This is a genomic window from Sorangiineae bacterium MSr11367, from assembly GCA_037157805.1.
Classification (GTDB): domain Bacteria; phylum Myxococcota_A; class Polyangia; order Polyangiales; family Polyangiaceae; genus Pendulispora; species Pendulispora rubella.
Map to the genome: position 1 here is coordinate 12,661,399 of CP089983.1, position 24,079 is coordinate 12,685,477.

21 protein-coding genes are annotated in these 24,079 nt (G+C 66.3%); 12 read left to right on the forward strand and 9 right to left on the reverse strand.

Annotated elements, in window-relative coordinates; all coding sequences use genetic code 11:
• Nucleotides 1-4 precede the first annotated feature (4 nt).
• Nucleotides 5-1,159 (reverse strand): FAD:protein FMN transferase, encoded by a 1,155-nt coding sequence (locus tag LVJ94_49330; protein WXB04882.1) that lies wholly within the window; start codon nt 1,157-1,159, stop codon nt 5-7.
• Nucleotides 1,160-1,185: 26 nt separating this feature from the next.
• Between LVJ94_49330 and LVJ94_49335 the strand changes: the two genes are divergently transcribed.
• On the forward strand, nt 1,186-3,627 hold the full coding sequence (locus tag LVJ94_49335) for a TonB family protein (protein ID WXB04883.1): 2,442 nt from the start codon (nt 1,186-1,188) through the stop codon (nt 3,625-3,627).
• Between the two features lie 5 nt (nt 3,628-3,632).
• On the opposite strand, the gene LVJ94_49340 is transcribed toward LVJ94_49335, so the two are convergent.
• Nucleotides 3,633-3,977 carry a hypothetical protein gene (locus LVJ94_49340; GenBank protein ID WXB04884.1) on the reverse strand — a complete coding sequence of 115 codons (345 nt, stop codon included), beginning with the start codon at nt 3,975-3,977 and terminating at the stop codon, nt 3,633-3,635.
• Between the two features lie 85 nt (nt 3,978-4,062).
• Here LVJ94_49340 and LVJ94_49345 point away from each other — a divergent pair, with 85 nt between their 5' ends.
• The gene (locus tag LVJ94_49345; protein ID WXB04885.1) at nt 4,063-4,701 is read left to right on the forward strand and encodes a TetR family transcriptional regulator; all 639 of its coding nucleotides are present in this window, start codon (nt 4,063-4,065) and stop codon (nt 4,699-4,701) included.
• Nucleotides 4,702-4,716: 15 nt separating this feature from the next.
• Here the strand turns inward: LVJ94_49345 and LVJ94_49350 are convergent, their stop codons facing one another.
• Nucleotides 4,717-5,343: a hypothetical protein gene (locus tag LVJ94_49350; GenBank protein WXB04886.1), complete on the reverse strand. Its 627-nt coding sequence runs from the start codon at nt 5,341-5,343 to the stop codon at nt 4,717-4,719.
• Nucleotides 5,344-5,392: 49 nt separating this feature from the next.
• The gene (locus tag LVJ94_49355) at nt 5,393-6,778 is read right to left on the reverse strand and encodes a GAF domain-containing protein (protein WXB04887.1); all 1,386 of its coding nucleotides are present in this window, start codon (nt 6,776-6,778) and stop codon (nt 5,393-5,395) included.
• 39 nt (nt 6,779-6,817) lie between these two features.
• On the opposite strand from LVJ94_49355, the gene LVJ94_49360 reads away from it, so the two are divergent.
• Both LVJ94_49360 and LVJ94_49365 read left to right on the forward strand, forming a co-directional pair.
• On the forward strand, nt 6,818-7,246 hold the full coding sequence (locus tag LVJ94_49360; protein WXB04888.1) for an SCP2 sterol-binding domain-containing protein: 429 nt from the start codon (nt 6,818-6,820) through the stop codon (nt 7,244-7,246).
• Between the two features lie 33 nt (nt 7,247-7,279).
• A complete protein-coding gene (locus tag LVJ94_49365; protein WXB04889.1) occupies nt 7,280-8,089 on the forward strand; it encodes a response regulator in 810 nt (269 codons plus the stop codon).
• Here the strand turns inward: LVJ94_49365 and LVJ94_49370 are convergent.
• Nucleotides 8,042-9,007 (reverse strand): NAD-dependent epimerase/dehydratase family protein, encoded by a 966-nt coding sequence (locus LVJ94_49370; protein WXB04890.1) that lies wholly within the window; start codon nt 9,005-9,007, stop codon nt 8,042-8,044. The two genes, LVJ94_49365 and LVJ94_49370, sit on opposite strands and share 48 nt — an antisense overlap.
• A gap of 53 nt (nt 9,008-9,060) precedes the next feature.
• On the opposite strand from LVJ94_49370, the gene LVJ94_49375 reads away from it, so the two are divergent.
• On the forward strand, nt 9,061-9,990 hold the full coding sequence (locus LVJ94_49375; protein ID WXB04891.1) for a LysR family transcriptional regulator: 930 nt from the start codon (nt 9,061-9,063) through the stop codon (nt 9,988-9,990).
• 99 nt (nt 9,991-10,089) lie between these two features.
• On the opposite strand, the gene LVJ94_49380 is transcribed toward LVJ94_49375, so the two are convergent.
• On the reverse strand, nt 10,090-11,073 hold the full coding sequence (locus LVJ94_49380; GenBank protein ID WXB04892.1) for an SDR family oxidoreductase: 984 nt from the start codon (nt 11,071-11,073) through the stop codon (nt 10,090-10,092).
• 84 nt (nt 11,074-11,157) lie between these two features.
• Here LVJ94_49380 and LVJ94_49385 point away from each other — a divergent pair, with 84 nt between their 5' ends.
• From LVJ94_49385 to LVJ94_49415, 7 genes are all read left to right on the forward strand, one after another.
• On the forward strand, nt 11,158-12,327 hold the full coding sequence (locus LVJ94_49385; GenBank protein ID WXB04893.1) for an acyl-CoA dehydrogenase family protein: 1,170 nt from the start codon (nt 11,158-11,160) through the stop codon (nt 12,325-12,327).
• Between the two features lie 132 nt (nt 12,328-12,459).
• Entirely contained in the window at nt 12,460-12,873 is a 414-nt protein-coding gene (locus tag LVJ94_49390; protein ID WXB04894.1) for a hypothetical protein, read from the forward strand.
• 238 nt (nt 12,874-13,111) lie between these two features.
• Complete coding sequence (locus tag LVJ94_49395) at nt 13,112-15,121, forward strand: hypothetical protein (GenBank protein WXB04895.1); 2,010 nt, start codon at nt 13,112-13,114, stop codon at nt 15,119-15,121.
• A gap of 21 nt (nt 15,122-15,142) precedes the next feature.
• Nucleotides 15,143-16,045 carry an SPFH/Band 7/PHB domain protein gene (locus LVJ94_49400; protein ID WXB04896.1) on the forward strand — a complete coding sequence of 301 codons (903 nt, stop codon included), beginning with the start codon at nt 15,143-15,145 and terminating at the stop codon, nt 16,043-16,045.
• On the forward strand, nt 16,045-17,013 hold the full coding sequence (locus LVJ94_49405) for an SPFH/Band 7/PHB domain protein (protein ID WXB04897.1): 969 nt from the start codon (nt 16,045-16,047) through the stop codon (nt 17,011-17,013). The genes LVJ94_49400 and LVJ94_49405 overlap by 1 nt, the downstream gene beginning before the upstream one ends.
• A gap of 45 nt (nt 17,014-17,058) precedes the next feature.
• A complete protein-coding gene (locus tag LVJ94_49410; protein ID WXB04898.1) occupies nt 17,059-19,305 on the forward strand; it encodes a glutamine--tRNA ligase/YqeY domain fusion protein in 2,247 nt (748 codons plus the stop codon).
• Entirely contained in the window at nt 19,302-19,712 is a 411-nt protein-coding gene (locus LVJ94_49415; protein ID WXB04899.1) for a DoxX family protein, read from the forward strand. Before LVJ94_49410 ends, LVJ94_49415 begins: the two co-directional genes overlap by 4 nt.
• Nucleotides 19,713-19,834: 122 nt before the next feature.
• On the opposite strand, the gene LVJ94_49420 is transcribed toward LVJ94_49415, so the two are convergent.
• The 3 genes from LVJ94_49420 to LVJ94_49430 all read right to left on the reverse strand — a co-directional run bounded on the left by LVJ94_49420 (nt 19,835) and on the right by LVJ94_49430 (nt 24,074).
• Complete coding sequence (locus LVJ94_49420) at nt 19,835-20,707, reverse strand: hypothetical protein (GenBank protein WXB04900.1); 873 nt, start codon at nt 20,705-20,707, stop codon at nt 19,835-19,837.
• Between the two features lie 65 nt (nt 20,708-20,772).
• Nucleotides 20,773-23,361 (reverse strand): protein kinase, encoded by a 2,589-nt coding sequence (locus tag LVJ94_49425; GenBank protein ID WXB04901.1) that lies wholly within the window; start codon nt 23,359-23,361, stop codon nt 20,773-20,775.
• Nucleotides 23,358-24,074 (reverse strand): hypothetical protein, encoded by a 717-nt coding sequence (locus LVJ94_49430; GenBank protein WXB04902.1) that lies wholly within the window; start codon nt 24,072-24,074, stop codon nt 23,358-23,360. Before LVJ94_49430 ends, LVJ94_49425 begins: the two co-directional genes overlap by 4 nt.
• Nucleotides 24,075-24,079 lie beyond the last annotated feature (5 nt).

Genomic DNA, 24,079 nt, shown 5'->3' on the forward strand with positions numbered 1-24,079 from the left:
CGCGCTACGGCCCGTCCGTCGGCGGCTTGGTGATCTTCAGCTTTCCCTCGAGGCGCTTCGAGATCCACAAATTGTTCTTCGCGTCGATGATGACGGCGCCCACGCCATCCAGAGATTCGACGAGCTTCATGCCCTTCTCGGGCCCCAAAATGAAGACGGCGTCGTCGATCGAATCCGCCAAGAACGCCGTCTTGGCCCAGATGGTCACGCTGCGGCACGCCGTCGCCGGGCGGCCCGTCCGCGGATCGATGATGTGGTGGAAGCGCTTGTTCCCAATCAAGTACGCGCGCTCGTAGTCGCCCGCGGTGCTGAAGGCGTGGTCGCTCAGCGGCAGCAACGCGAAGTACGATCCCGCCACGCCGCGCGGATCGCGCACGCCCGCGGACCACTCGCTCCCATCGGGCTTCAATCCGCGGGCATAGAGATCTCCGCCCGCTTGTACATAGAACGATGTCAGCCCCGCGTCCTCGAGCACCTTGGCGGCACGGTCCACCGCATAGCCCTTGGCGATGCCGCCGAGGCTTATGCGCACGCCCTTCGTATCGAGGGCAATCGTGCGCGCGCGCTCGTCGAGGTGAATGTGCCGGTAATTGACGAGCGGCAACTTCGCACGAATGGCGGCGTCCGACGGCGGGTGCGGATCCAGATCTTCGTCGAATTTCCACAGCCCGTGCAGGCTCTCGAAGGTGATGTCGAACGTGCCCTCCGAAATCTCGCTGGTGTGCACGGCCTCTTGGACGACGGCGAACGTCTCCGCGTCGACCTGCACCGCGTTTTCGCCCTTCTTTCCAGCGGCGGCGTTCACGCGGGAGAGATCGCTGTCGGGTCGCCACGTGGTCATGAGCGCCTCGAGCCGCTGGATCTCCTTCGTCGCCGCCTCGAAGGCGCGGCGTGTGGTCTCCGCGTCGACCTTTGGCGTGGTGTACGCGGCGTAGGCCAAGTGCGTTCCCATCGCGCGGCCTTCGCCGCTCACCTTTTCCGGAGCGAACGCGGGCGCGGCGGCACTCTCTGGCGGCGACGGAGCCCGATCCATGACGGCCTCCGTGGCACGCGGTGGGGGAGCTGGCGGGGTGGCGCGTTCGTGGCAGCCCAAGAGCGCCGTAGGCAAAAGAGCGATGCTCAAGAGGCTCGCAACGGATAGGCTCCGCACAGGGGTCATTCCGCTTCTCGTACCACGGTTGCCGCTTGTCATCTTCGACGCTCTCCAACGCCGCGCGCACCCTATGGATCGCGCTGGCGCTGATCATTTCATGGACGTCGTACGCGGCGGCGCAGTCGAGCGCTTCGGACCCACCTGCGCTTACGCCGCCGAAGATCCTCAGCCCCGAGACGGTGCCGTACCCCGAGGGCGCCCAAGGTGACACGGTCGTCATCTTGGAGCTCCGCATCGGCGCGTCGGGCTCGGTGGAGGAGGCCAAGACCATCGAGGGCGCGGAGCCGTTTGCGAGCGCGGCGCGGCAGGCGGCCATGGCGTGGCGCTTTACCCCCGCCCGGCGCGGCGATGTCGACGTGGCGGCCCGCATCCGCACGCGCATCGAATTTCATCCGCCCGCGCCGGCCCCCGAGCCCCCACCGGCTCCCGCGCCCATCGCAACCACGCCGCCTCCTCGTGCCGCGCCCGCGCAGCCGATGCAGGACGTCGAGGTGCGGGGCGCGCGCGCGGAGGCGCAGAAAATCACCGTCGGCGGTGGCGAGGTCCGGCAGATGCCCGGTGCCTTCGGCGACGCCTTCCGCATGATGGAGGCCCTGCCCGGGGTCACCCCCGTCTTCAGCGGACTGCCCTTTTTCTTCGTGCGCGGTGCACCCCCCGGCAACACGGGCTACTTCCTCGACGGCGTCCGCGTCCCGCTCCTCTTCCACTTGGCGGCGGGGCCCAGCGTCATCCATCCCGCCTTGGTCGATCGCGTCGACTTCTACGCCGGCGGCTACCCGGCACCTTTCGGTCGCTTCGCCGGCGGCATCCTTGCAGGATACACACGTCCGCCCGCGGATCAATTTCACACCGATTGGAACCTGCGCCTGCTCGACGCCGGCGCGCTGGTCGAGACACCGTTCGCCAATGGCAAGGGCACGGTGCTCGCCGGCGGGCGGTACGGCTACCCGGGCCTCGTCCTGCCGCTCTTCGCGCCGGACACGCGCCTCCAATATTGGGACTACCAGGCGCGTGCCGCATGGAGGTTCGACGACCGCAACATGGTCAGCGCCTTCTGGTTCGGCAGCTACGACTACCTGGCCGACAAAAAGACGGACGACAACGGCGAAAAGCGCATCGAGCAGCTCTTCGCGACGACCTTCCACCGGCTCGATCTGCGTTTCGACCACCGCCTCGAGCACGCGGGCAACTGGCGGGTGGCCGTCACCTTGGGCACCGACAAATCGGGTGCCGACGACGGCGACGTCACCAGCCAAATACTCGGCGTGCGCACGGAGCTCGACAAGCGCCTCACCGAGGATCTGCGCCTGCGACTCGGCGCGGATTTCTTCTTCGAGCACTTCGACGTGCTCGATCAACGCGGGAACCGCAACACCTCGGGCAACACGATCAGTACGCTCTACGCCCCGCGCAACGATGTCACCGTCGGGGCGTACGTGGATGCGACCTGGCGCATCGCCCCGCGGGTCGAGGTGGTGGCCGGCCTTCGCGCCGACCTTTTCACGTCGCAGCGCATCGATCACACGCCCTCCCTGTACGAGCCGCCCGCGCGCGAGGTGGGCGTCGATCCGCGGCTTGCCCTGCGCGTGAACCTCACGCCCAAGGCCACCTGGGTCTCGACCTTCGGGATTGCGCACCAGGCCCCGAGCCTCGTCGTCCCCATTCCGGGGGCGGGCCTCGCCAAGCTGGGCGACGGCTTGCAAACGTCGGTGCAGGCCAGCCAAGGGGTCGAGCTTGCGCTGCCGTGGGACTTCACCGCCGTGAGCAGCGTCTTCTTGAACAACTTTCTCGACATGACCGACGCGACCGCCACCTGCATCCGCGGGAGCGATCTCAACGAAGACTCCATCGACCCGTCGTCGCCCCGCTCGTGCGTTGGCCGGCGCGTTCGCGGCCGCTCTTACGGGTTCGAGCTCCTCATCAAGCGCTCCCTCACCAAGCGCATCACCGGCTGGCTCTCGTACACCCTGTCGCGCACCACGCGCGATACGGATCCCAATTCCTCGGCGGGGCGCGGCCGGCCCCTCTTTCCGTCCTCGCCGGCGAAGATCCTCGGTGAGTTCGACCGAACGCACGTGCTCAACCTGATGGGCGCCTACGATCTCGGAAAAGGCTGGCGCGTGGGCGGGCGCTTCTATTTCTATTCAGGCAAGCCGTATTCGAACCAGTATTACGGTTTCGCGGTTCCCCCGTTCAACGGCGAGCGGCTCCCGTCGTATTACCGCATCGACCTGCGGCTCGAGAAGACGTGGCCGGTGGGCAAGTCGGGCCGCATCTCCTTCGTCCTGGAAGGCTTGAACGTGACCCTGAACAAGGAGACCGTCGGCCTCGACTGCACCACGTCCCCGAGTGCTCCGCCGCCGCGGCCCGGAATGTCCTTGCAACGGATTCCTACGGCGTGGTTGGATAAATGCGATCGCCAAGAAGTCGGCCCCGTCGCGGTGCCGAGCATTGGCATCGAGGGCGCCTTTTGAACCGACTAGTTCGCCTGCATGATCTCGTCGGCCAATCCGGGATGCACGCCCGAAACCGTCCGCGCCAAGAGCAACGTGCCAACCATTTCGGAGAGCATGCGCATCACATGACGACGGTCCAGCACGGCGCCCTCGCACGAACCGGTGACCTTTGCGAGCTGCGCGGCCGCAATGGTCAACAAGGCCTCGATGCGTTCGGCATGGCTCGCATCGTGAAGGCTGGTGGGGGAGTCGAAAGCGTCTGTCGGGTCTCCACCGTCCGATAGGACAAGGTCGGCGAGCACCGTGATCGCTTCCTCCAACGCGGAGCAGGCCTCGGCGGCCAGCAGTTCGGATTGTCGTGTGCTCATAGCCGCTTAGTGAGGCAGAATACGGAACAAAGTTTGGCTTGGTGATTCGCGTTTCCAACGCCGAATTCCGAGGGCGAGGTAATCGGTGACAATCCGCAAAAAGCCCGTGATTTCTCCGCGTAGGGAGCCGCGTCAGGCTCGTTCCGAGCAGATGGTGGCCGACATCCTCGAAGCAGCCATTCGCGTTTTGCAGACCGAAGGTGTCGAGAAGTTCACCATGGTCCGCCTCGCCGAAGTGGCGGGGGTGAGTGTGGGATCGCTGTATCAATACTTCCCCAATCGGGAGTCGCTCTTCTTCCGACTTCAGCAGACTTCGTGGGGCAAAACGGTGGATCGCGTCCAAGAGATCCTCACCGATCCGAACGCGACGATGGAGCAGCGGGTGCTGGCTTCTGTTTCCGCAGTGTTTCGTGCCGACGAAGCCGAGGGTGATCTGCGCAAAGCGATGAGCGAGGCCGGCGCCCCATTTCGCGATTCGCCGGAGGCGATGGCCGAGCGCGAGCGCGGCCAGGAGCGCGCCATCGCGTTCTTCCGTCACGCGTTGCCGGATGCGAGTGAATCGGACATCGCCTTCATCGCGGACTTCATCAGCACCGCGACGGCGGGCATCGCGGAGAAGGTCACCGAGCGAAAGCTCTCTCGCCACGAGAGCGAGCGCTGGGCAAAAGCGACCGCCGAAATGTTCTCGCTCTACATCAAGGCGCGTCGAGCAACGTTCGATTGAACGCGACGTTCGAGCTCAGTGCGCGGGCTTGCTCGCGGACAGACGGGTGATTTGGATGCCGTGCGCGGCGCCGAGGCGCTCGAGCAGCTCTCCCAGTTCGGCGGGGGCGGCCACCTCGGGCAGGCGCTCGTAGTGGTTGTCCCAGAGCTCGAGCATCACGTGCTTCTCGTCCAAAATGAGCCGGCTGATCTGGGCCCAGCTCCACTGACGGATGCGCGGGATGCCCATGGCCATGAGGTACCGAGCCTCGAGCCCATCGCGCCGCACCACGACCCCGCGCATGTGGGCGCGGATGACGGTGCCCACCGCGCTGGCCACGAGGATGAGCGCAAAGGCGATGGAGCTCAGCGGCCGATTCTTGTCGCCCTCGACGAGCCACACGTACAGGCGCGAATTGGAGGGCGAGGCGTACGCGATGAACACCAGCGCGAGCGCCACCAGCGCGAGGGCGAGGTAGATGAACGAGGGAATGCGAAACCGCAGCGGCGGCCCAAACGTGAGCCGATCCGTCGGGCTGAGGCTGTACGACATCTCGAAGCGCGCAACCGTGCCGCGCACCTCGGTGATGCTGTCTCTGTCGTCGCCTGGTTCAGCAGGGGGTAGGCTTTGGTGTTCGCTGTCGGGATGCGACGGGGAGGTCACAGAGAGCACTCCGAAAGAGACACGATAGCACCGGAACTCCTTGGGGGCTTCAGCGATCCCCCGCGGGTCCCGACTGCGGTCCCGTTCCACCTTGGTTTCGCGCGTGGCGGATGGTGGCGATTTCGCTCTTTGACGGATTGATGACCATCAGACCGTGATCGGCGTCGATGAGGGCGATGTCTCCATCGGACGACCAGCGGAAGAGTCCCTGCACGTCGACGATCGCGGGCACGCCCAAGAGCTCCAGCAGGATGCGTGTGCGCGGGCTGGTGGCGCGCTCGCTCAATGCGATGCCGCACGGCTGCGCCCGGGCGGAGATGAGCAGGTCGAACACGCTGAGGCCGTCTCCCACGAGCACCGCCTTCGACGGAAGCTCGGCGCGCTTGTCCGAGGCGGCGAGCATGCTCAAGGCGTCGCACAGATCCTCGACGTCCCGCGCGCGCTCCTCCATGAAGGGATCGCGCGTGATGGTGGCTGCGGTGCGCGTGGCCTCGCGGGCGACGCGTCCCAGCGCGGCGGGGATGCCCACGCCCGACTCGGTGATCTCGAGCGCGAGCTCCCGGAAGCGCATGTCGCCGAGGATCTCCACGTAGGTCGAGAGGAACGCGCCCTCTTTCCCCACCGAGATGCCCTTGGCGCGTTCGTTCAGCGCCAAGATGGCCTTCTCCGCGACGTCGAAGGCCACTTTGAGCAAGCGTACGTCCTGCTCGATGGTCGTGGCGCGTTCGTCCCCGTGGGCGCTGGGCCGTTGCGCCGGCCGGCGTGGTGCGGTGATGGCCCCGAGCGCCTTTCCCGGCACGAGCGGGCGCCCTGGCAAGGTGACCTTGCGCGTGCCGCCGCCCGCCTTGCGCGCCACCGTGCTGCGTTCGCGCTGCGTGTCGATCAGCTCCGCGTGACGGATCCCCGCGGAAATGAGCGCGCCGAGCACGCTGAGGAGCTCGACGTCGGGATCGGAGAAGGGGATGGCCTCGCGCTGCACGGCGATGGCGCCGACCGGCCCTTGCTTGCCCAGGATGGGCACCGCCAGAAAGACGGGGAAGCGCTCCTCCTCGAGGCCGGGGAAATGTTTGTACGAGGCATGCGTCTCCGCACGGGCGGAAATGATCGGGCGGAGGTACTCGACGGCCTGGCCGGTGATGCCCTCGCCGACGTTGAGGCGGATCTGCCCCAGCGCGGTGCGCGAGAAGCCGACGTTGCCGCGCATGACGAGCTTGTTTTCACCCTCGACGAGGTAGAGCGAGCAGACGTCGCAGCCGAGGATCTGCACGATGCGGCGCGGGGCTTCGTCGAGCAGCGTGACCAGCGGCATCGGCCGGGCGGTGAACGCGACGAAGTCGAGCACGCCATCGAGACGTTTGTTACCCCTCTCGAGGACCTTCGGTGTGATGGGGAGGTCGGCAGGCGTGCGGGGCGGCGGAGGCGTGGAGGCGGACATGGCGGAAAGCTCTGGTTTCAGTGTAGCCTGAGAACCCTCATGGCCAACGACTTCCCTTCTGATGCCTGGACACGCGCTTACAAGGACGCGATCAACTCCAACCCCGCCTACAAGACCGCCGGCAAGGACTGGACGCATGGCGTCGTTGCGATGGTGGTGACCGCGGATCCTTCCCTGGGCATCCCGGAAGATCAGGGCATGTGGCTCGACGTGCACGGGGGAGAGTGTCGCGAATGCCGCCTCGTTTCGCGCGAAGAGGCCGAAAAGGCGTCGTTCGTCATCGTTGCGCCCTACGCCCGATGGAAAGAAGTCATCAAGGGTGAGGTCGACCCCATCAAGGCGATGATGCAGTTCAAACTGAAGCTGACGAAGGGCCACATGCCCACCATCGTCAAGTACGTGCACGCCTCCCGTGAGCTCGTGAACTCGACCGCCAAGGTGCCGACGAAGTTCCGCGACGAGGCTTGACCTTTTTACGGCCCAGGCCCGAAAATGCCGACCATGCCCGTTCAGAACCCCCTGGTCCTCGTTGCCGACGACGAGCCGTCGATGCTCGAGTTGGTTGCACGTCATCTCCGGACCATGAAAGACCCGGCCATCGAGGTCATCGAGGCCTCCGATGGTGAGCAAGCCTGGTCCCTCGCGCAGGAGCACCTGCCGGATCTGGTGGTGCTCGACGTGATGATGCCCGGCATGAGCGGCTGGGAGGTCTGTCGCAAAATCCGCGAAGAAGTCGCGCTCGCGCACACGGGCGTGTTGATGCTCACCGGCATCGGCGAGAACTTGAACCAGCTCACGAGCCCGCTCTACGGGGCCGACGCGTACATCGACAAGCCGTTCGACTTCGGTGAGCTCGACGACAAGGTGCGCATCGCCCTCGAAGCGCGTGAAGCCCAGCGCGAAGGCATCACGCGCCCGCCGCTCAACGGTGTCGCCGGCGCCGCCCGTCCGGCCCGCATCGCCAAGGCAGCCTCCAAGAAGAAGGGGAAGGCGGCGAAGAAGAAGGCCGCCAAGAAGCCCGCCCCGAAAAAGGTGACGCCGAAGAAGGTGGTGGCGAAGAAAGGCGCGCCGAAGAAGTCCGCCGTCAAGAAGCCCGCGCCGAAGAAGGCGTCCGTGAAGAAGGCGCCGCCGAAGAAGAAGGCGCCGGCGCCCAAGAAGATCGCCGCGAAGGCCGCAAAGCCGGCGAAGAATGGCGCGTCGAAGAAGAACGGCAAGGCGCCCAAGGCCGTGCCGGCCCCCAAAGCGGCATCGGGTGCGAAAGCGTCACGCAAAAAGGCCCCCGCGCGGGGCAAAGCGCGCGCGACGCGATAGCGCCCAGCTCGCAACCTCGACGACGGCCTCCTCGATCGGAGTGGGGCCGTAGCCGAAGGTTCGGCGAAAGCGGGAGTCGTCCAGCACGAAGGGGACCTCCCACTGGTACATCATCTCGACGATCTCGCGCATGAAGGGGTCGAACACGCCCGCGGCGCGCACGAACCACTTGGGGACGCGCATCATGCGGACGTCGAGATCGAGGGCGCGGCCCAGGCGCCGGGCGAGCATCCGCGTGGTCTCGGGGGCATTGGTGGGAAGGTGCCAGACTTGGCCCATGGCCTCGTCGCGCTCGCCCAAGGTGGCGAGCGCCCGCGCGATGTCGGGCGCATACGTGTAGGCGTGGAGTGCGTCGGGATCGCCCATGCATTCAGCGGCCCGGCCCGCGTAGATGCGCTGGAAGAAGCGGTCGCTCCAGAGCGAGTAGGGTAGGTCGGAGCCGAAGAAGTCGCTGGCGCGCCCGATGGCCACGGGCACTTCGCCGCGGCGGTGGGCCGAGAGGCGGAGCTCCGCGAGCTCGACCCGCAGCGCGCCTTTTTTGCTGCAAGGCGCGAGCGGGGAATCTTCGCGCATCGGGCCGACGGGGCGGCCGTACATGTAGAGGCAATCGAGCGCCACGAGCTTCGCCCGCGCCGTGCGCGCGCCATGCAAGGCTCCGCGCGCGATGGGGAGAAGGTGTTCCGGCCACATGTGGTAGGCCGGGTTCATGCAGTCGTAAACGACGGCCGCATCGCGTGCTGCGTGCTCGGCGAAGGCAAGATCGGTGATGTCGCCCGAGACGTGCTCGAGCTGCGGGCGCGGTGTGCCGGCCGGCCCTCGGCGCACCAGGCGCACGGGGTGGCCTTTCGCGAGAAGGACTTCGGCCAGGCGCGAGCCAATCTGTCCGGCGCCGAGGATGACATGAACGTGGTTGCTCATGCCCCAACCGTGTGTCTTGCAATGGAGCAACACAATGCGCATGCTTGCAAAGCATGGTCGCAAAAAAGCAAGACGTCGCGCCGGCGCAGGATCCGCGCTGGGAGGACGTGAGGATCTTTCTCGCGGCGTACCGTCACAAGAGCCTGGGCGCTGCCGCGGGGCGCCTCGACCTCGACACGAGCACGGTGAGCCGGCGCCTCACCGTGCTCGAATCGTCGCTGGGCATCCGTCTCTTCGAGCGCACGCGCGAAGGCTTGATCGCCACGCGCGGTGCCGAAAGGGTGCTCGCCGCCGCCGAGGCCATGGAGGCGGCGCATGGCCGGCTCACGCGCGACGCGTCGGATCTCGAGGCCGAGGCCGAGGGCGTGGTGCGCCTCAGCGTCGCACCCGGCATGGCCGACGCCTTCGTCGCGCCGGCGCTGGTGCGGCTGCGTGCGAAGCACCCGAAGATCGACATCGAGCTCGACGCTTCGGTGCGCCCGCTCGATCTTACGCGGCACGAGGCCGATCTCGCGATGCGCTCCACGCGCCCGCACGGCGCGGAGCTGGTGGTCACCAAGCTCGGCACCGCCGGGTGGCTCGCCGCCGGCGCACCTGCACTGGTGAAGCGCCTCGGCCGGCTCACCTCCTGGAACGACGCCCCGTGGATCGCCTGGGACCGCGATCTCGCGAGCTTTCCGCCCGCGCGCTGGCTCGCGCAACACGCACCCAAGGCCCGCATCGCGCTGCGCACGAGCCAATTCACCTCGCAGCTCGTCGCCGCCGAGTCGGGCCTTGGCGTGCTCCTCATCCCGCTGCCCTACATGCACACGCGCACCTTGCGTGCCGTGCCCTACGCCGAGCCCCTCGCCCCGTCGGCCCAAGCATGGCCCACCGACGATCTCTGGCTCGTCGGCCACCGCGCCCTCCGCGACGTCCCGCGCGTCGCCGCCGTATGGACCTTCCTCGCCGAAGACATGCGCCGCCTCGCCCGCCTCGGTTAGAGGCTAGAAGAAGGTTTTACAGGGAGATCGGGAGATCGGGAGATCTGAATTTTTCTGATCTCCCGATCTCCCGATCTCCCTGTTCAAACTCTCATTCTTCTAGACGACGCCTTCGGCGCGGAACCAGTTGATGGCGCGGTGGAGGCTTTCTTCCAAGGGGCGGGTGGGGAGGCCCAATTCGGTTTTTGCTTTTTGGCAATTGAAGAAGGCATTTTTCATGGCATATCGCGCGGCGCGGTAGGTAGCATTTGGCTCTTTGTGCGATATGCGATCGGCCCAGAGTTCCATGCCGAGGGCTACGCTGATGGCGACGGCCGCGGGCACTTGGATGCGTGGGGGCTTTACGCCGGCGACTTTGCCCACCAAGGCATAGAGCTCCTTCAAGGTGACATTCTCGTTTCCGAGGATGTAGCGTTCTCCGGCGCGGCCTTTTTCTTCGGCGAGTAGGTGACCCATGGCGCAATCGTCGACGTCGATGGAGCAGATGCCACCTGGCGGAATTGCAGGGAATTCGCCGCGCAACATCGAAAGAATGATCTTGCCCGTGGGCGTGGGGCCGATGTCGCGTGGGCCGAAGGGAAAGGCGGGATTGACGACCACCAGCGACATTCCTGCATCGGCGAAACTCAGCGCCACGCGCTCGCTGAGCCATTTGGTCATGATGTAGTCGTTGCCGTCGAACACATTGAACTTGCACGTCTCGTCGGCCTCGCCGCCGTCGAGCAGCCCAATGGCCGCGATGGAGCTCGTGTACACCACGCGGCGCACGCCGGCGTTCTTGGCGGCGAGCAGGGTGGCCGAGGTGCCCTCCACGTTCACGCGCCAGATGGGCGTCGGGTCCTCCATCCAGATGCGGTAGATGGCCGCCAAGTGGTAGAGCGACTCGCACCCCGAAAGCGCCTTCTGCATGCGCTTCGCGTCGGTGACGTCGCAGGGGATGCGCTCGACGTTCAACCCGTCGAGGTTCTTCGTGTTCGCCCCCGGCTCGATGATCGCCCGCACGTCGCGCTTCGACGCGAGCAGATGGCGCACCACGGCGCTGCCAATGAACCCCGTCGCCCCCGTGACCGCTACGGTTCCCATGCGACGGTCGTATCATCGACCGCTGGCCTTGCATTCGGAATTGTTTCGTGTACGAATGTTTCGCGTACACAGGAGAGCCCAGCCATGCCCAGTCCTTTCCGCGAAGAACACGAGCACTTCCGTAAAACCGTGCGTCAATTCGCCCAGAAGGAGCTCGCGCCGTACGCGGAAGAGTGGGAAAAGGCGGAGAACTTTCCCAATGAGGTGTTCAAGCGCGCGGGCGAGCTCGGGATCTTCGCCGCGCACTACCCGGAGGAGCTGGGCGGCTTGGGCGGCGACTACTGGTTCGCCGTGGCCAAGAGCGAGGAGCTCACCCACTGCCGCATGGGCGGTGTCACCATGGGCCTTCTCGTCCAGGGCGACATGGCGACGCCCGTCATTGCCGACTTGGGCACCAAAGAGCAAATCGACGAGTTTCTCCGCCCCGCGCTCGCCGGCGACAAGATCGTCGCGCTCGGCGTCACGGAGCCCAACGCCGGAAGCGACGTGGCGGGCATCCAGACCTGGGCCAAGAAAGACGGCGACGATTACATCATCAACGGTGCCAAGACCTTCATCACCAACGGCACCCGCGCCGACTTCGTCACGTTGCTGGTGAAGACCGCACCCGATCAAGGCGCCCACGGCTGCAGCTTCTTTTTGGTCCCGACGAACACGAAGGGATACTCCGTTTCGAAGAAGTTGAAGAAGATTGGCAATCACTCCAGCGACACCGCGGAGCTCAGTTTCGAGGACATGCGTGTTCCCAAGCGCTACCTGCTCGGCGAAGAGAACAGCGGCTTCATGTACTTGATGCAGAACTTCCAGTCGGAGCGCATCATCGCGTGCACCAGCGCCGTGGCAGGAATGCAACTTACGATGGACGCGGCCATCGCCTACGGGCGCGACCGCAAGGCCTTCGGCAAACCGATCATCAAGCGCGAGTACTGGCAGCACAAGTTCGTCGACCTGACGGCGAAGCTCGAAGCCGCGCGGGCGCTCTCGTACAAAGGTGCAGAGGCGTACAACGAGGACAAGTACGTCAACAAGACGCAGGTCAGCTTCGATACGGTGCGTACCATCTCGCTGGCCAAGATTTTCACCGGCGACGTCCTGAGCGAAATCGCTGATCAGTCGCTGCAATTTTATGGTGGCGCCGGCTACATCGAAGAATACGAGATCGCACGTGCGTGGCGCGACCAGCGCTTGTTTCGCATCGGCGGCGGCACCACCGAGACGTTGCGCTACTACGTGGCGAAATTGATGGGGCTCTGACCCTCATTTCGTGTGTCGCCTGTTCTGACGACGGAAACGACAGGTCCCGTTTGGGGCGAAACTTTTTTGTGCGTGATCCGATAAAAAAGGTGGAATCAAGTTACCCGTCAGGCCATTGTATTGGCGATCGCCGTGAACCATTCTCGACGACCTGCCTGGTTTGCCTACCTTTGCGCGCTGCTGGCGTTCGCGTTTTTCGCGTCCAGTTCGGCGGCGGCGTTGGCAATGGCAGGGTCGATTTGGACGTCGGCGGCGCTATCCGCACGAAGTGACGCCGTCCTACTGGGCAATATCGATCCTCGAGTCGACGTTCCAGGCGAGGGCGACGGCGCTCTTTCGGATGGGACGGTGCCCATTCCTGCCGTTCTCGAAGAAGAGCGCGTCGAAGAAGAAGGCTGTGAAGACGATCCCGTGCCGGGGGCCGAGCAGAGGCTCGTGGAGCTCACCGCGCGATGGGGACGTCTGGTGGTGTGGGACCGACCTGATTTCGCCCGGCCCGTGAAGGACCCCGTGGACGAAACGTCGTCTCCGCCTCCACGAGCCTGAAATACCCAAGAAGTACCTATAGCGGTTTTGCCACGGTTTCGTGGATTTCACCGTAAGCGTCTCCGTGCCCATGTCCATGCACGGATGGCTCCTCCCTGTGTCGTTCGGGCAAGGGCATGGACTCGGGTACGTCTGCGGTGATCATTCTCGCCATCTGCAAAGGGGGGCAGTTGGTATGCGTTCAGCGAAAAGCGGTAATGGGGGTCACGATCACGCCTTTGCGCGTGAAACGAAAAAGATGTTTTCGGATTGGGCGTCCACGTGGAAAGACGTCCTTCGAGGGAAATCCCTGGGCGCCGATCTGCTCGCCGGTATCACGGTGGCGGCCGTGGCCCTGCCGCTGAATCTCGCCCTCGCCGTCGTCAGCGGGTTGCCCCCAATCGCAGGACTCATTGCGGGCTCGCTGGGTGGTGTGATCGCGGGTGCCCTCGGCGGTGCCACCTTGCAAGTCACCGGGCCCGCCGCGGCGCTGAGCATGATGGTCTTGGGGCTCGCGACCGAGTTCGGCCCCACGGGGGTCGCCATGGCCACCGTCTTCACGGGCTTCGTGCTGCTCTCCCTCTCCGCGTTGCGGGTGGGCAAGCTCGCCGGGTTCGTGCCCGAGGCCGTGCTGGCGGGGTTTACCACCGGCGTGGGCATCAAGCTGCTCGACGCGCAGCTCCCCGAGCTCCTGGGCTTCAACTACAAGGTCGTCGAGATCGCCCAGATGATGCACCGGCCCGAGTGGCTCCACGATGTCTCGTGGATGGCCGCCGTCTCCGGGCTCTTCGTGGCGTTCCTGGTGACCACCTCGGCGCGCTTCAAGCGATTCCCCGCGGCGCTCGTGGGCATCGCGGTGGTGACCTTCGTGTCCGTGTACGACGCCTGGGACATCGAGCGCGTGGGCGCGATCCCCTCGGTTTTCCCGAGTCCCTCGTTTCCGGCCATCGAAGAAGACCGATGGCTCGATCTCCTGAGCAAGGCCACGCCGTTGGCGCTGCTCGCCGGGGTCGAGTCGCTGCTGTCGGCGCGCGCGGTGGACCGCATGGCGCAGGCCAAGACGCCGCACAACCCCAACCTGGAACTCTTCGGGCAGGGCGTGGCCAACCTCGCCGTGGGCATGATGTCCGGCATGCCGGTCACCGGCGTCATCGTGCGCTCGGGGGTCAACGTCCAGAGCGGCGCGCGCACGCGTCTTTCCGCGATGGTGCACGCGCTGGTGCTCGGCGCGTGCGTGCTCTATCTGAGCCAATACATCGCGCGCATTCCGCTGGCCGCGCTGGCCGGGCTGCTCTGCGTGGTGGGCGTGCGCCTCATCGAGGTGGGCACCTTCATTCACCTGGCCCGCGCCAAAAGGATGCAGGTCGTTGCCTTTGCCCTCACGGCGGCCGGAACCGTCAGCGGGTACCTGATGATGGGCCTCGTGGCGGGGTTGGTCGTTGCCTGGCTCGATCACTACCTCCGCAGAGGGGAACGCATCGAATCGGGCAAGGGCGCTGCGAGCCACCATCCGAACCTGCGCGCGGTCGTCGGGCCGCCGAAGCCCGCCTTCACGTACGTGCGGGAGAGCGAGCGCGGGCCGGAGTTTCAAAAATGGCTTTCGAACATCCGCGCGCACGTGCGGCGTGGCAAGAGCAGCTACGTCCACCAACAGGCCAACGTGGTCGGCCGCATCGTGATGGAGGATCACGTGCACGTTGCCGCGGGCAGCTCGGTGCGCGCGGACGAAGGGGCGCCCTTCTTCATCGGGGCCAACACGAACATCCAGGACGGTGTCGTCATCCATGCCCTCAAGGACAAGTTCGTGCGGGTCAAGGGCGACGACTGGGCGGTGTACGTGGGCAAGGGTGTCTCGATTGCCCACGACGCACTCGTCCACGGGCCGTGCTACGTGGGCGACCACACCTTCATCGGGTTCAAGGCCGTGGTGCACGACTCCATCGTCGGCGCCCACTGCTTCATCGGCATCGGCGCGGTGGTCGTCGGCGTGGAGATCCCCGAGGGGCGCTTCGTTCCCCACGGCACCATCGTCGACACCGCGGAAAAAGCAGCCGCGCTCCCACCGGTGAGCGAAGCGCAGCACGCCTTCAACGAGGACGTCGTCGAGGTCAACCGCGGACTCGCGGAGGCCTACGCCCGTCAGGGCAGGCGTCCAAGCGCGCCGGCAACACCGCGTCGCCGCCTCGTGTCGCACGTGCGGCGGGTCGATGCCTCCGCCGAGGCCGAGGCCGGGTGGTTTCCTCCGGCGCGCACCAAGGGACGGTTTTGAACGATGTGAATGGAGACGGCTATGCTGGCATACGGACTGATGATGGGGGTGGCGGCGTACCTGTTGCTCATGGTGACGCGCTCGTTCTTCCGGATCGACGAGGGGTACCTCGGCGTTAAGACGACCTTCGGGGCGGCGGTCGTCGGCGACGGCAAAGCGCTCGAACTTTACTCGCCCGGCCTGCACTTCAAGTGGCCATGGCAAAAGGTCCACCGCGTCGCCACGATGGAGCAGAACCTCGACTTGTCCGGTGAAGCCGGGCGCATGGCCATGGCGGAGGATGGCACCGTGCTTCGCGTCGACGCCATCCTTCGCTTCGCCCCGGCGAAAGAGCAGCTGCACGCGTTCCTATTTGGCATGAAGGCGCCGCTCGAGCACATCACGGAATCGTTCACGTGCTTGCTCCGCAACGAGATGGCCAACTTCGGAAAGGCGGGGCGCGATTCGATGCCGCGCGTTTCGGTGAGCTCGTGTCCGGGGGGCATCGAGAAGATGCAGCGGGAGAACGACGCCGGCTCGTACGCGCTCATCCGGCGCGAACGCCACGAGCTCAATCGCCGCATCGAAGGCTTCTGCCGCGAGCGCGTGGGCGAACGGTACGGCGTGCACTTCAACGCCGTCGACCTAACCGATATCTTCCCGCCCGACGAACTCGTAGAAGCCCTGAACGCCGTCATGCGCGCCAACGCCGAGGCCGACGAGGCGTACGCCAGCGCGGAGGCCGACTGCGAACGGCAGATCCTCGCCGCCGAACGCGGTGTCGAAATCGCCAAGGCCCGCGCACTCGCCGCGGAACGCGAGATCCGGACGTTGGCCACGTACTTGGACGAGCTTCGTCAGAACAAGACGCTCGGGCTTTACGTGCAGCGGCGCCGGGCCGAGGTCCTTTCCCAGTCCAAGTCCTATTTCCTGAGGAGCCCGTGATGAACGACACGTGGATGCTCGCGGTCGGTGCGGCCATCGGATTCGGTTTGCTTCCGGTGCTGGGGGCGCTCCTGCGCGGCCTTCGCGTCGAGGTGGAGGACGAAGAGGTGGTGCTGGTCACCCGCTTCGGCAAATTGGCCGGTGTGCTCACCCGCCCGGGTTGGCACTGGGTCTTCGATCGCGTGCTGCCGCACGTGAAGGCAATTTCGGTGTCGCTGCGGCGCGACTTTCGAAACATCACCAGCATTCGCGTGAGCGACGCCCGCGGCACCACGGTGCTGGTGGACATCTTCCTCGAGTTTCGCGTCGTCGATCCGGTGAAGGCGACCTTCGACGTGGCCGATTGGGATCGGTCGCTCGACAACGTGGTGTCGCATGCGGTGATCTCCATCTTCGGCAACCGCCCGTTCAAGGAGATCCTGTGCGACCGCACCGAGCTCAACGAGCGGCTGCGGCACGAGCTGGAGGCGGAGACGCAGCGCTGGGGCATCGCCATCGATCTGGCCCACGTCCGCAACGTGAGCCTCCTCCCGGAGGTGTCGCAGCAGGTCGTTCACACGATTGCGGCGCGGCTCGAGCGGGCCAAGGCCTTCGTGGAAGAGGAGGGCCAACAGCGCGTGGCGCTGTGTGAAGCGCAGACGAGTGCGCGGGTGGCGGAGCTGCTCGCGGACGCCAAGGCGCAGTACCCGGCGGCGGTGGGCCGGGCCTATGCCGATCTGAAGAAGAACCCCGAGGTCTTCGCCGCCTACGAGGTGCTCTACGAGCTATCCCTGGTCAACCCGTCGCGGTTGACGGCGTTCAAGGGGTTCGCCGAGTCGGAGATCCGCGCGGCTGACGCGGCCATGCTCGCCAACCCGGCGGAGGGTGGCGCGCCCGCGTCCGGGGCCATTCCGATCCTGGGTGGCGCCCCAGCCGCGCTGCAAGCCCACGCGGACCGCGCCAGCGGATTCGAGGGGGACGGCGAGTAAAAGCCGGCGGGCTCGGGTGGCCGGTGCTGTGGTACAGGGATACCCATGTCCGGAGATCCGTCACCCCCGCCCGCCAAACCGACCGACTTCATTCGCGAGAAGGTGGCGGCCGACCAGCAGGCGAACAAGTACGGCGGCCGCGTGGCCACCCGCTTTCCGCCGGAGCCGAACGGCTACCTGCACATCGGGCACGCCAAATCGATCTGCCTGAACTTCGGCATCGGGCAAGACTTCGGTGGCGTGTGCCACCTGCGCATGGATGACACGAACCCCACGACGGAAGATCCGGAGTACGTGGCGGCCATCCAGCGGGACGTGCGCTGGCTCGGGTTCGACTGGGGCGAGAACATGTTCTACGCCTCGGACTATTACGAGAAGCTCTACGAGCTGGCCGAGAAGCTCATCACCCTCGGGCGCGCCTACGTGTGCGATCTCTCCGAGGATCAGATGGCCGAGTACCGCGGCACGGTGGGGCAGCCTGGCAAGGAGAGCCCGTACCGCAACCGCACCGTCCAGGAGAACCTCGACCTGTTCCGGCGGATGCGCAAAGGCGAGTTTCCCGAAGGCTCGTGCACCTTGCGCGGCAAGGTCGACATGACGTCGCCCAACATGAAGATGCGCGACCCGCCGCTTTACCGCATCAAGCACGCGCACCATTACCGCACGGGCGATGCATGGTGCATCTATCCGCTCTACGACTTCGCGCACTGTCTGTCCGACTCGCTCGAGCGCATCACGCACTCGATTTGTACCTTGGAATTCGAGAGCGCGCGGGAGTTGTACGACTGGGTCGTGGCGGCCACCGAGGTGCCCTGGGTGCCGAAGCAGACCGAGTTTGCGCGGCTCAATCTGAACTACACGGTGATGAGCAAGCGCAAGCTGCTCCAGCTGGTGAACGAGAAGCACGTGCGCGGGTGGGACGATCCGCGCATGCCCACGCTCGCGGGCATGCGCCGCCGCGGTTACACGCCGGAGGCGATTCGCGATTTCTGCCAGCGCGTGGGCGTCGCCCGCAACTTGAGCACCATCGACATGGCCTTGCTCGAGCATACGGTGCGCGAGGACTTGAACACGCGCTCGCCGCGCGTGCTGGCGGTGTTGCGGCCGCTGAAGGTGACCATCGAAAACTGGCCCGCGGGCGAGGTGGAGGAGCTCGACGGTCCGTACTGGCCGCACGACGTGCCCAAGGAAGGGTCGCGCAAGATCCCGTTCGCGGGCGAGTTGTACATCGACCGCGATGACTTCATGGAGAACCCGCCGAAGGACTTCTACCGGCTCGCGCCGGGGCGTTCGGTGCGGCTCCGGCATGGATACATCGTGACGTGCACCCAGGTGCAGAAGGATGTCGCGGGGGAGGTGACCGGGCTGGTGTGCACCTACGATCCCGAGACGCGCGGTGGGACGGCGCCGAAGGGCAAGAAGATCGACGGCACGATCCAGTGGGTCAGTGCGGCGCACGCGGTGGATGCCGAGGTGCGATTGTACGATCGGCTGTTCGCCGTGGAGTTTCCGGGGGCGTCGGGGGCCGACTTCAAGACGGAGTTGAACCCGCAGTCGCTCACGACGGTGACGGCGAAGGTGGAACCGAGCTTGGCGACGGCCGCGGTCGGCGATCGGTTCCAGTTCGAGCGATTGGGGTTCTTCTACGTGGACCTCGATGCGAAGCCGGGCGCGTTGGTGTTCAATCGGACCGTGTCGCTGAAGGATTCGTGGGCCAAGGCCACGGCGAAACCTGCCGCGGCGCCTGCGCCGAAGGCGGCGAAGAAGCCGGCTGCTGCGGCACCGCCTGCAGCACCCCAGGCTGCGCTGACCATCGACGCGGTACCGGAGCTGAAGGGCGTCTACGATGCAGCGGTGAAGGCCGGTGCCAAGGAGAAGGCCGTGCTGTCGCTGCTCACGAACGACGTGCTCGGCGAGATGCGGTCGCGCGGGCTCGAGGAGGCGCCGTTCGACGGAGGGGCGGTGGCGGAGTTGCTGTCGCTCCTCGACGATGGGACGCTCTCGACGAAGCTTGCCAAGGACGTGCTCGGCGCCATGTTCGATGGCGAGGGATCGCCGCGGGCGATCGTCGAAAAGCGCGGCCTGCGGCAGATTGGCGATCGCGCGCAGGTCGAATCGGCGGTGGACACCGTGCTGGCGGCGAATGCCGATGCGGTGGCGCGCTACCGGGCGGGCAATGCCAACGTGCTCGGTGCGCTGGTGGGGTTGACCATCAAGGCCACGGGCGGCCGCGCCAACCCGAAGCTGGTCACGGACATCTTGAAGAGCAAGCTCGCGGGGGGCGCCGCATGATCCCGGGCTTGCTTGCGCCCCACGCCGAGCGTGCCTATGGCGCCATGCGCGTCATCTTCGGGCTCCTGTTTGCCATTCACGGCATGCAAAAGCTCTTTGGCATTCTCGGCGCGCAAGCTTTGCCCATTGCTTCGCAAATGGGCATTGGCGGCGTGATTGAATTCGTCGGCGGGCTGCTGATCGCGTTTGGCCTTTTCAGCTCGTGGGCGGCGTTCCTTGCCAGCGGGCAGATGGCCGTGGCGTATTTGCAATTCCATTGGAAATTCCAATTCAGCGCCGCCTTTTTTCCGGTGGTGAACAAAGGCGAATTGGCGGTCCTGTACTGCTTTGCCTTCCTCTACATCGCATGCCGGGGGCCCGGGGCTTTTAGCCTCGATGCTTATCGCTCGAACGCAAAAGTCGATTGATTGTGGCGGACTCGCGAGTCGTTTGCAGGCGAGCAGCGGCAGCGAGACAATCCCGGCGAGGCCGGCGCCTTAGTCCGTCCCCAGCGGCTGGATCGCATAAGGTCATTTGGCATCTGACATGTTCAATCGACCATTGCCGCGAGCCGATATTTTATCCGGTAAATATCTCCGCGGCCGAGCACGTGGGGTGGTCTGTTCGAATTGAAATACAGCACCCCCGGCTCGTGCGGATTTACCGCCGCGCCGAAGTCCCATGCTTCGGTCGAATTGACGGTATTCCCTAGCCACGTGGGCTCGGGGTAGCGCCCGCGGACGGGCGAGCTCACGTGCAGGTCGACTTGGCCAGCCGCGCGTCGCTCGGAGGCGAACACCAAGGTGCGGCCGTCGTGGAGAAATGCCGCATCGAAGTCATCGAGCTCCGAATTGAGGGCAGGGCCCAGGTTCTCGGCCACGGACCCGCGGACCGAGACGAACAAATCGTGCTTTCCCTTTCCGCCTCGGCCATCGGAGGCGAACACCAGCCGCTCGCCATCGGGTGAAAGGACCGGGCCCCACTCGTCGCCCGTCGAGTTGACGTTGGGGCCGAGGTTCAGGGCCTCGCCGTACGCGCCCTCGCGAAAGGGCACGAAGTACACGTCGTCCCCGCCGATGCCGCCGGGCCGGTTGGAAAAGAAGTAAACGCCGGAGCCATCGGGCGCGAACGACGGATCGAAGTCGTTTTGCGGTGTATCGAACGATACCGGGTGCGGGGGCGACCATTCGCCCTGCGTGCGCACGATTTCCCAAATGTCCCATGCGCCGGGGCCGCCGGTGCGGTCCGTGCTTCCCCAGAGCATGCGCTGGCCATCGGGGCTGAAGGTCAGCTTCACCTCGGAGTGTTCCGTGGTGACCACGTTGGGAAAGGCCAGCTCCGGTTCGCCGTCGAGGACCACCCGCCGCGGTTCCCCGCCGCACGCAAGCAGGCACACACCCAGTACCGTAAAAATCCGCATCATGGTGGCTCCTCCCCACCCATACGGAAGACGCCCGAGCCTTGTGGTCGCGCCCGCGCTTTTTTTCGTCAAGGACGCGAGCAGCCCAGTGCGCGGCTTCGTTGGGTGGCTTCGCGGGCGGAGATCGAGGGAGGCTTGGCCGCGCCCCATCGATCGAGCACCACGGCGTAGGCGGCGCACGCCCCCGGTGCATCGCCCGTGCGCTCCTTCGCAAGGCCGAGCCAGAGGTGGGCGCGCGCGTTCGCAAAGGGCTGATCGAGTCCCTGGCAGCTCTTGGCGGCCGTTTGCAGCAGCGTGACGGCGCGCGCGTGGTCGCCGGCCTCGAGAGCGAGATGGCCTTCGTAGGCTTCCAGCAGGCCCACGTGCGTGGCGGCGACGCCGAAGGGCTCGAACAGCGACGGATCGCCGGGCGGCGCACGATGCGAGGCCGCTTTGGCGTCGATGCCCTGGCCCGCCGCGCTTCCCCAGACGATGGCCCATCGCTCGAAGGGGTTCATGCGCGAGGTGCTCTCCCACGCGCGAATGGCCTCGGCCCACGCGGCCGGTGTGAGCAGCCCGCCTTCGAGCTGCGCGGCCAGCATCACGGGCTCGTAGTAGTACGCGCCGGACTCGTGCCGATCGGTGTTCATGTCCCCGTGCGTCCACGCGTCCTTTCGGCGCATCACGCGCTCGGCGAGCCGTGCCGCCTCGGCGCCGCGCCCGATCTCCTGCAGCGTCTCCACCTGCATCAACGCGGCACGGACGTGCGGCTCCGCATTGGCCGCCCCCGCCACGTGCTTCTCGAGCTGCTCGGCCAGCTGCAACGCGTGCTCGAAGTCGCCCGCCCACACGGCCACCTTCACGAGATCGTGCAGGCGCATGGTCTCGGCCTCGTGCGCCGGTTGCGCTTTCCATCGCATGGAAAGCGCCTCCAGCAACGTCTCGCGTGGGGCACCGGTGGCGGTCAGCGATGCGGCGAGATCGCGGTACGCCATGGCGGTGCCCGGATCGCCCGCCATCCAGCGACGGGATTCCGCGACGGCCTCTTGGCACATGCCGCGCCGCCGCAGGATCAGAATGCGGTCGCGCCGGCAATCGCCCGCACCCGGCGCCACTTGGATGCACCGATCCAGTGCCGACAAATGATCCTCGACGCGGCCGAGCTGCGCGAGGATCCGGCCCTGCAGTTGCCACGCATCCGCGTAGAGCGGGTCCAGATCCGTCGCCTCCCGCGCCCGTGCCAGATCGGTCTCGAGCGTGACCGCGTCGGTCGCGGCGGCGGCGCGGGTGTGCGAGGCCAACGAGAGCAGTTCGGCATCGCGTGGAAAACGCTGGAGCGCGTCCTCGAGGATGCGCACGGCGGCAGGCCGATCGGGAACCTCCGAGGCGATGAACACCGCCGTCGAGTCGAGGACGGCGCGGTCGCGCTCGCGCAGGGCGCCCCGCAGCGCCTGCGCGCGGCGCAGGTATTCGCGCTGCTGCCCGATCGGCGCGTAGATCTCGCTGGTCATCACCAAGCGAACGACGACCTCTGGGCACGCGGGATCGCGCTCGAAGGCGCGTTCGAACGCATGGTGCGCACGTTCCCACGTGGCCTCGCGGATCGCCTGCAGGCCGTCGCGGTATGCGGCGACCGCCGCGGGGTGGCACGTGGGCGAGGCAGGAAGATCCGTGACCCGCACCGCCGGTGCCGGCACTTCCACGGGGGCGCCCGGCGCCCGACGCATCCACGCAGTGCCGAGCCCCATCACCAACGCGATGCCCGCCACGCCCGCCACCGCCGCGCGCCCGAGGCGCTGGCGCCTTTGGAGGCCGGGTCGCTGGGCCTCGTCCGCCGCGCGTTCGAGCTCCGCGTCGACCTCGCGGGCCGTGCTCGGCCGCTTCGCGGGGTCCTTGTTCAGCAGCCGCGCGACGAGGGTATCCAGCGCCGCGGGAACCTCCGCCAAGGTGCGGAGGCGCGGCGGCTCGTGGAGCACGAGCTTCGCGATGATGGTGAACGCGTCGGGCCCCTCGAAGGCCTCCCGCTGCGTGATGCATCGAAAGAGAAGGCACCCGAGCGCGAAAAGATCCGCGCGCCCATCGATGTCGTGGTGCCCGCGCAGCTGCTCCGGCGCCATGTATCCGGGCGTGCCCACCGCGCGCTCGGTGGTCGGGCGGCGCTCGGCGTCGACGAAGCGCGCGATGCCGAAGTCGGCCAATTGCGCGTCCTCCGCGCGCCGCTCGGGGAGGAGCACGTTGCTCGGTTTGACGTCGCGGTGGATCAGCCCCATACCGTGCGCGGCCTCGAGCGCCTGCGCGATGCGGCGCCCCAGCGCAATAGTCTCGCGCAGATCGAGGGGCGCGCGCGCCAGCCGCTGGCCCAGGGTTTCGCCCTCGATCCACCGCATGGCGAGGTAGGGCTCGCCCTCGGCCGAGATGCCGTGCGTCACGTAGCCCACGATGGCCGGATGCGACAGCCCTGCGAGCGCACGCGCCTCCCGTTCGAAGCGCGTCTCGTCGGTCTCGCGGAGAATCTTGAGCGCCACCGTCGCGCCGGTCTCGCCGTCGATGGCGCGGTACACGATGCCCATGGCACCCACGCCGGCTTCGCACTCCACGCGAAACCGACCCGCGAACAGCTCGGGCTCCTCCGCAGGCTGGCGAAAGTCGTCGATCCACGATTTAGGCTCTCGGATCACACGTCGACCCCGAGCACGAGGCGAGCCTCGCTCCGAAACTCCTCCGGATCGGTCGTCAGATCGCGCAAGGTCAGAAGCACGATGGCGCGAAACTCACGCCGCGCATATTGAAGGCGGTGGGTCAGCTCGGGGACGGAAATGCCCAGCTGCTCGGCGAGCGAGGCATACGAAGGCTTTTCCGCGCCGGTTTCCGCGACATGATACCGCTCGAAGGCGACGAAATGCCCTTCGCGCCCGTGGGCGGCGAGCGTCGTGCGCAATTGCACGAGCGACACCTCGAAGAGATGGCGTACCCACTCGGCCTCGAAAAAGCGCTCCGGATCGGCCACGCCGCCCTCTCCGACCTCCGCCTCGGCCGCGGCGAAATCGAGTGAGAGAGGAACCACGCCGTCGCCACGCTTTTTTGCCTGATCGTGCCGCGCCGCATCCACCACGAACCGATCGAGGCATACGCGGACGAAGGTCCGAAAGCGCGCCTTCGCCGCCTCGTAGCCCTGAAACGTGTGTTTGGCGAGAACTCGCAGGAAAAATTCCTGCGTGATCTCTTCCGCCTCGTGCGGGGGCTTTTGCCAGCGCATGCGCACGTATTTGTAGACCGGCTTCCAATAGGCGGCGGCCAGCCGATCCATCGAGCGCGCCCGCTCCGCGGCATCCTCGCTTTGGAGTCCAAAGACGATGGACATCGTGGTTGTCGGGAAACGCAGATCGGCCATGATCG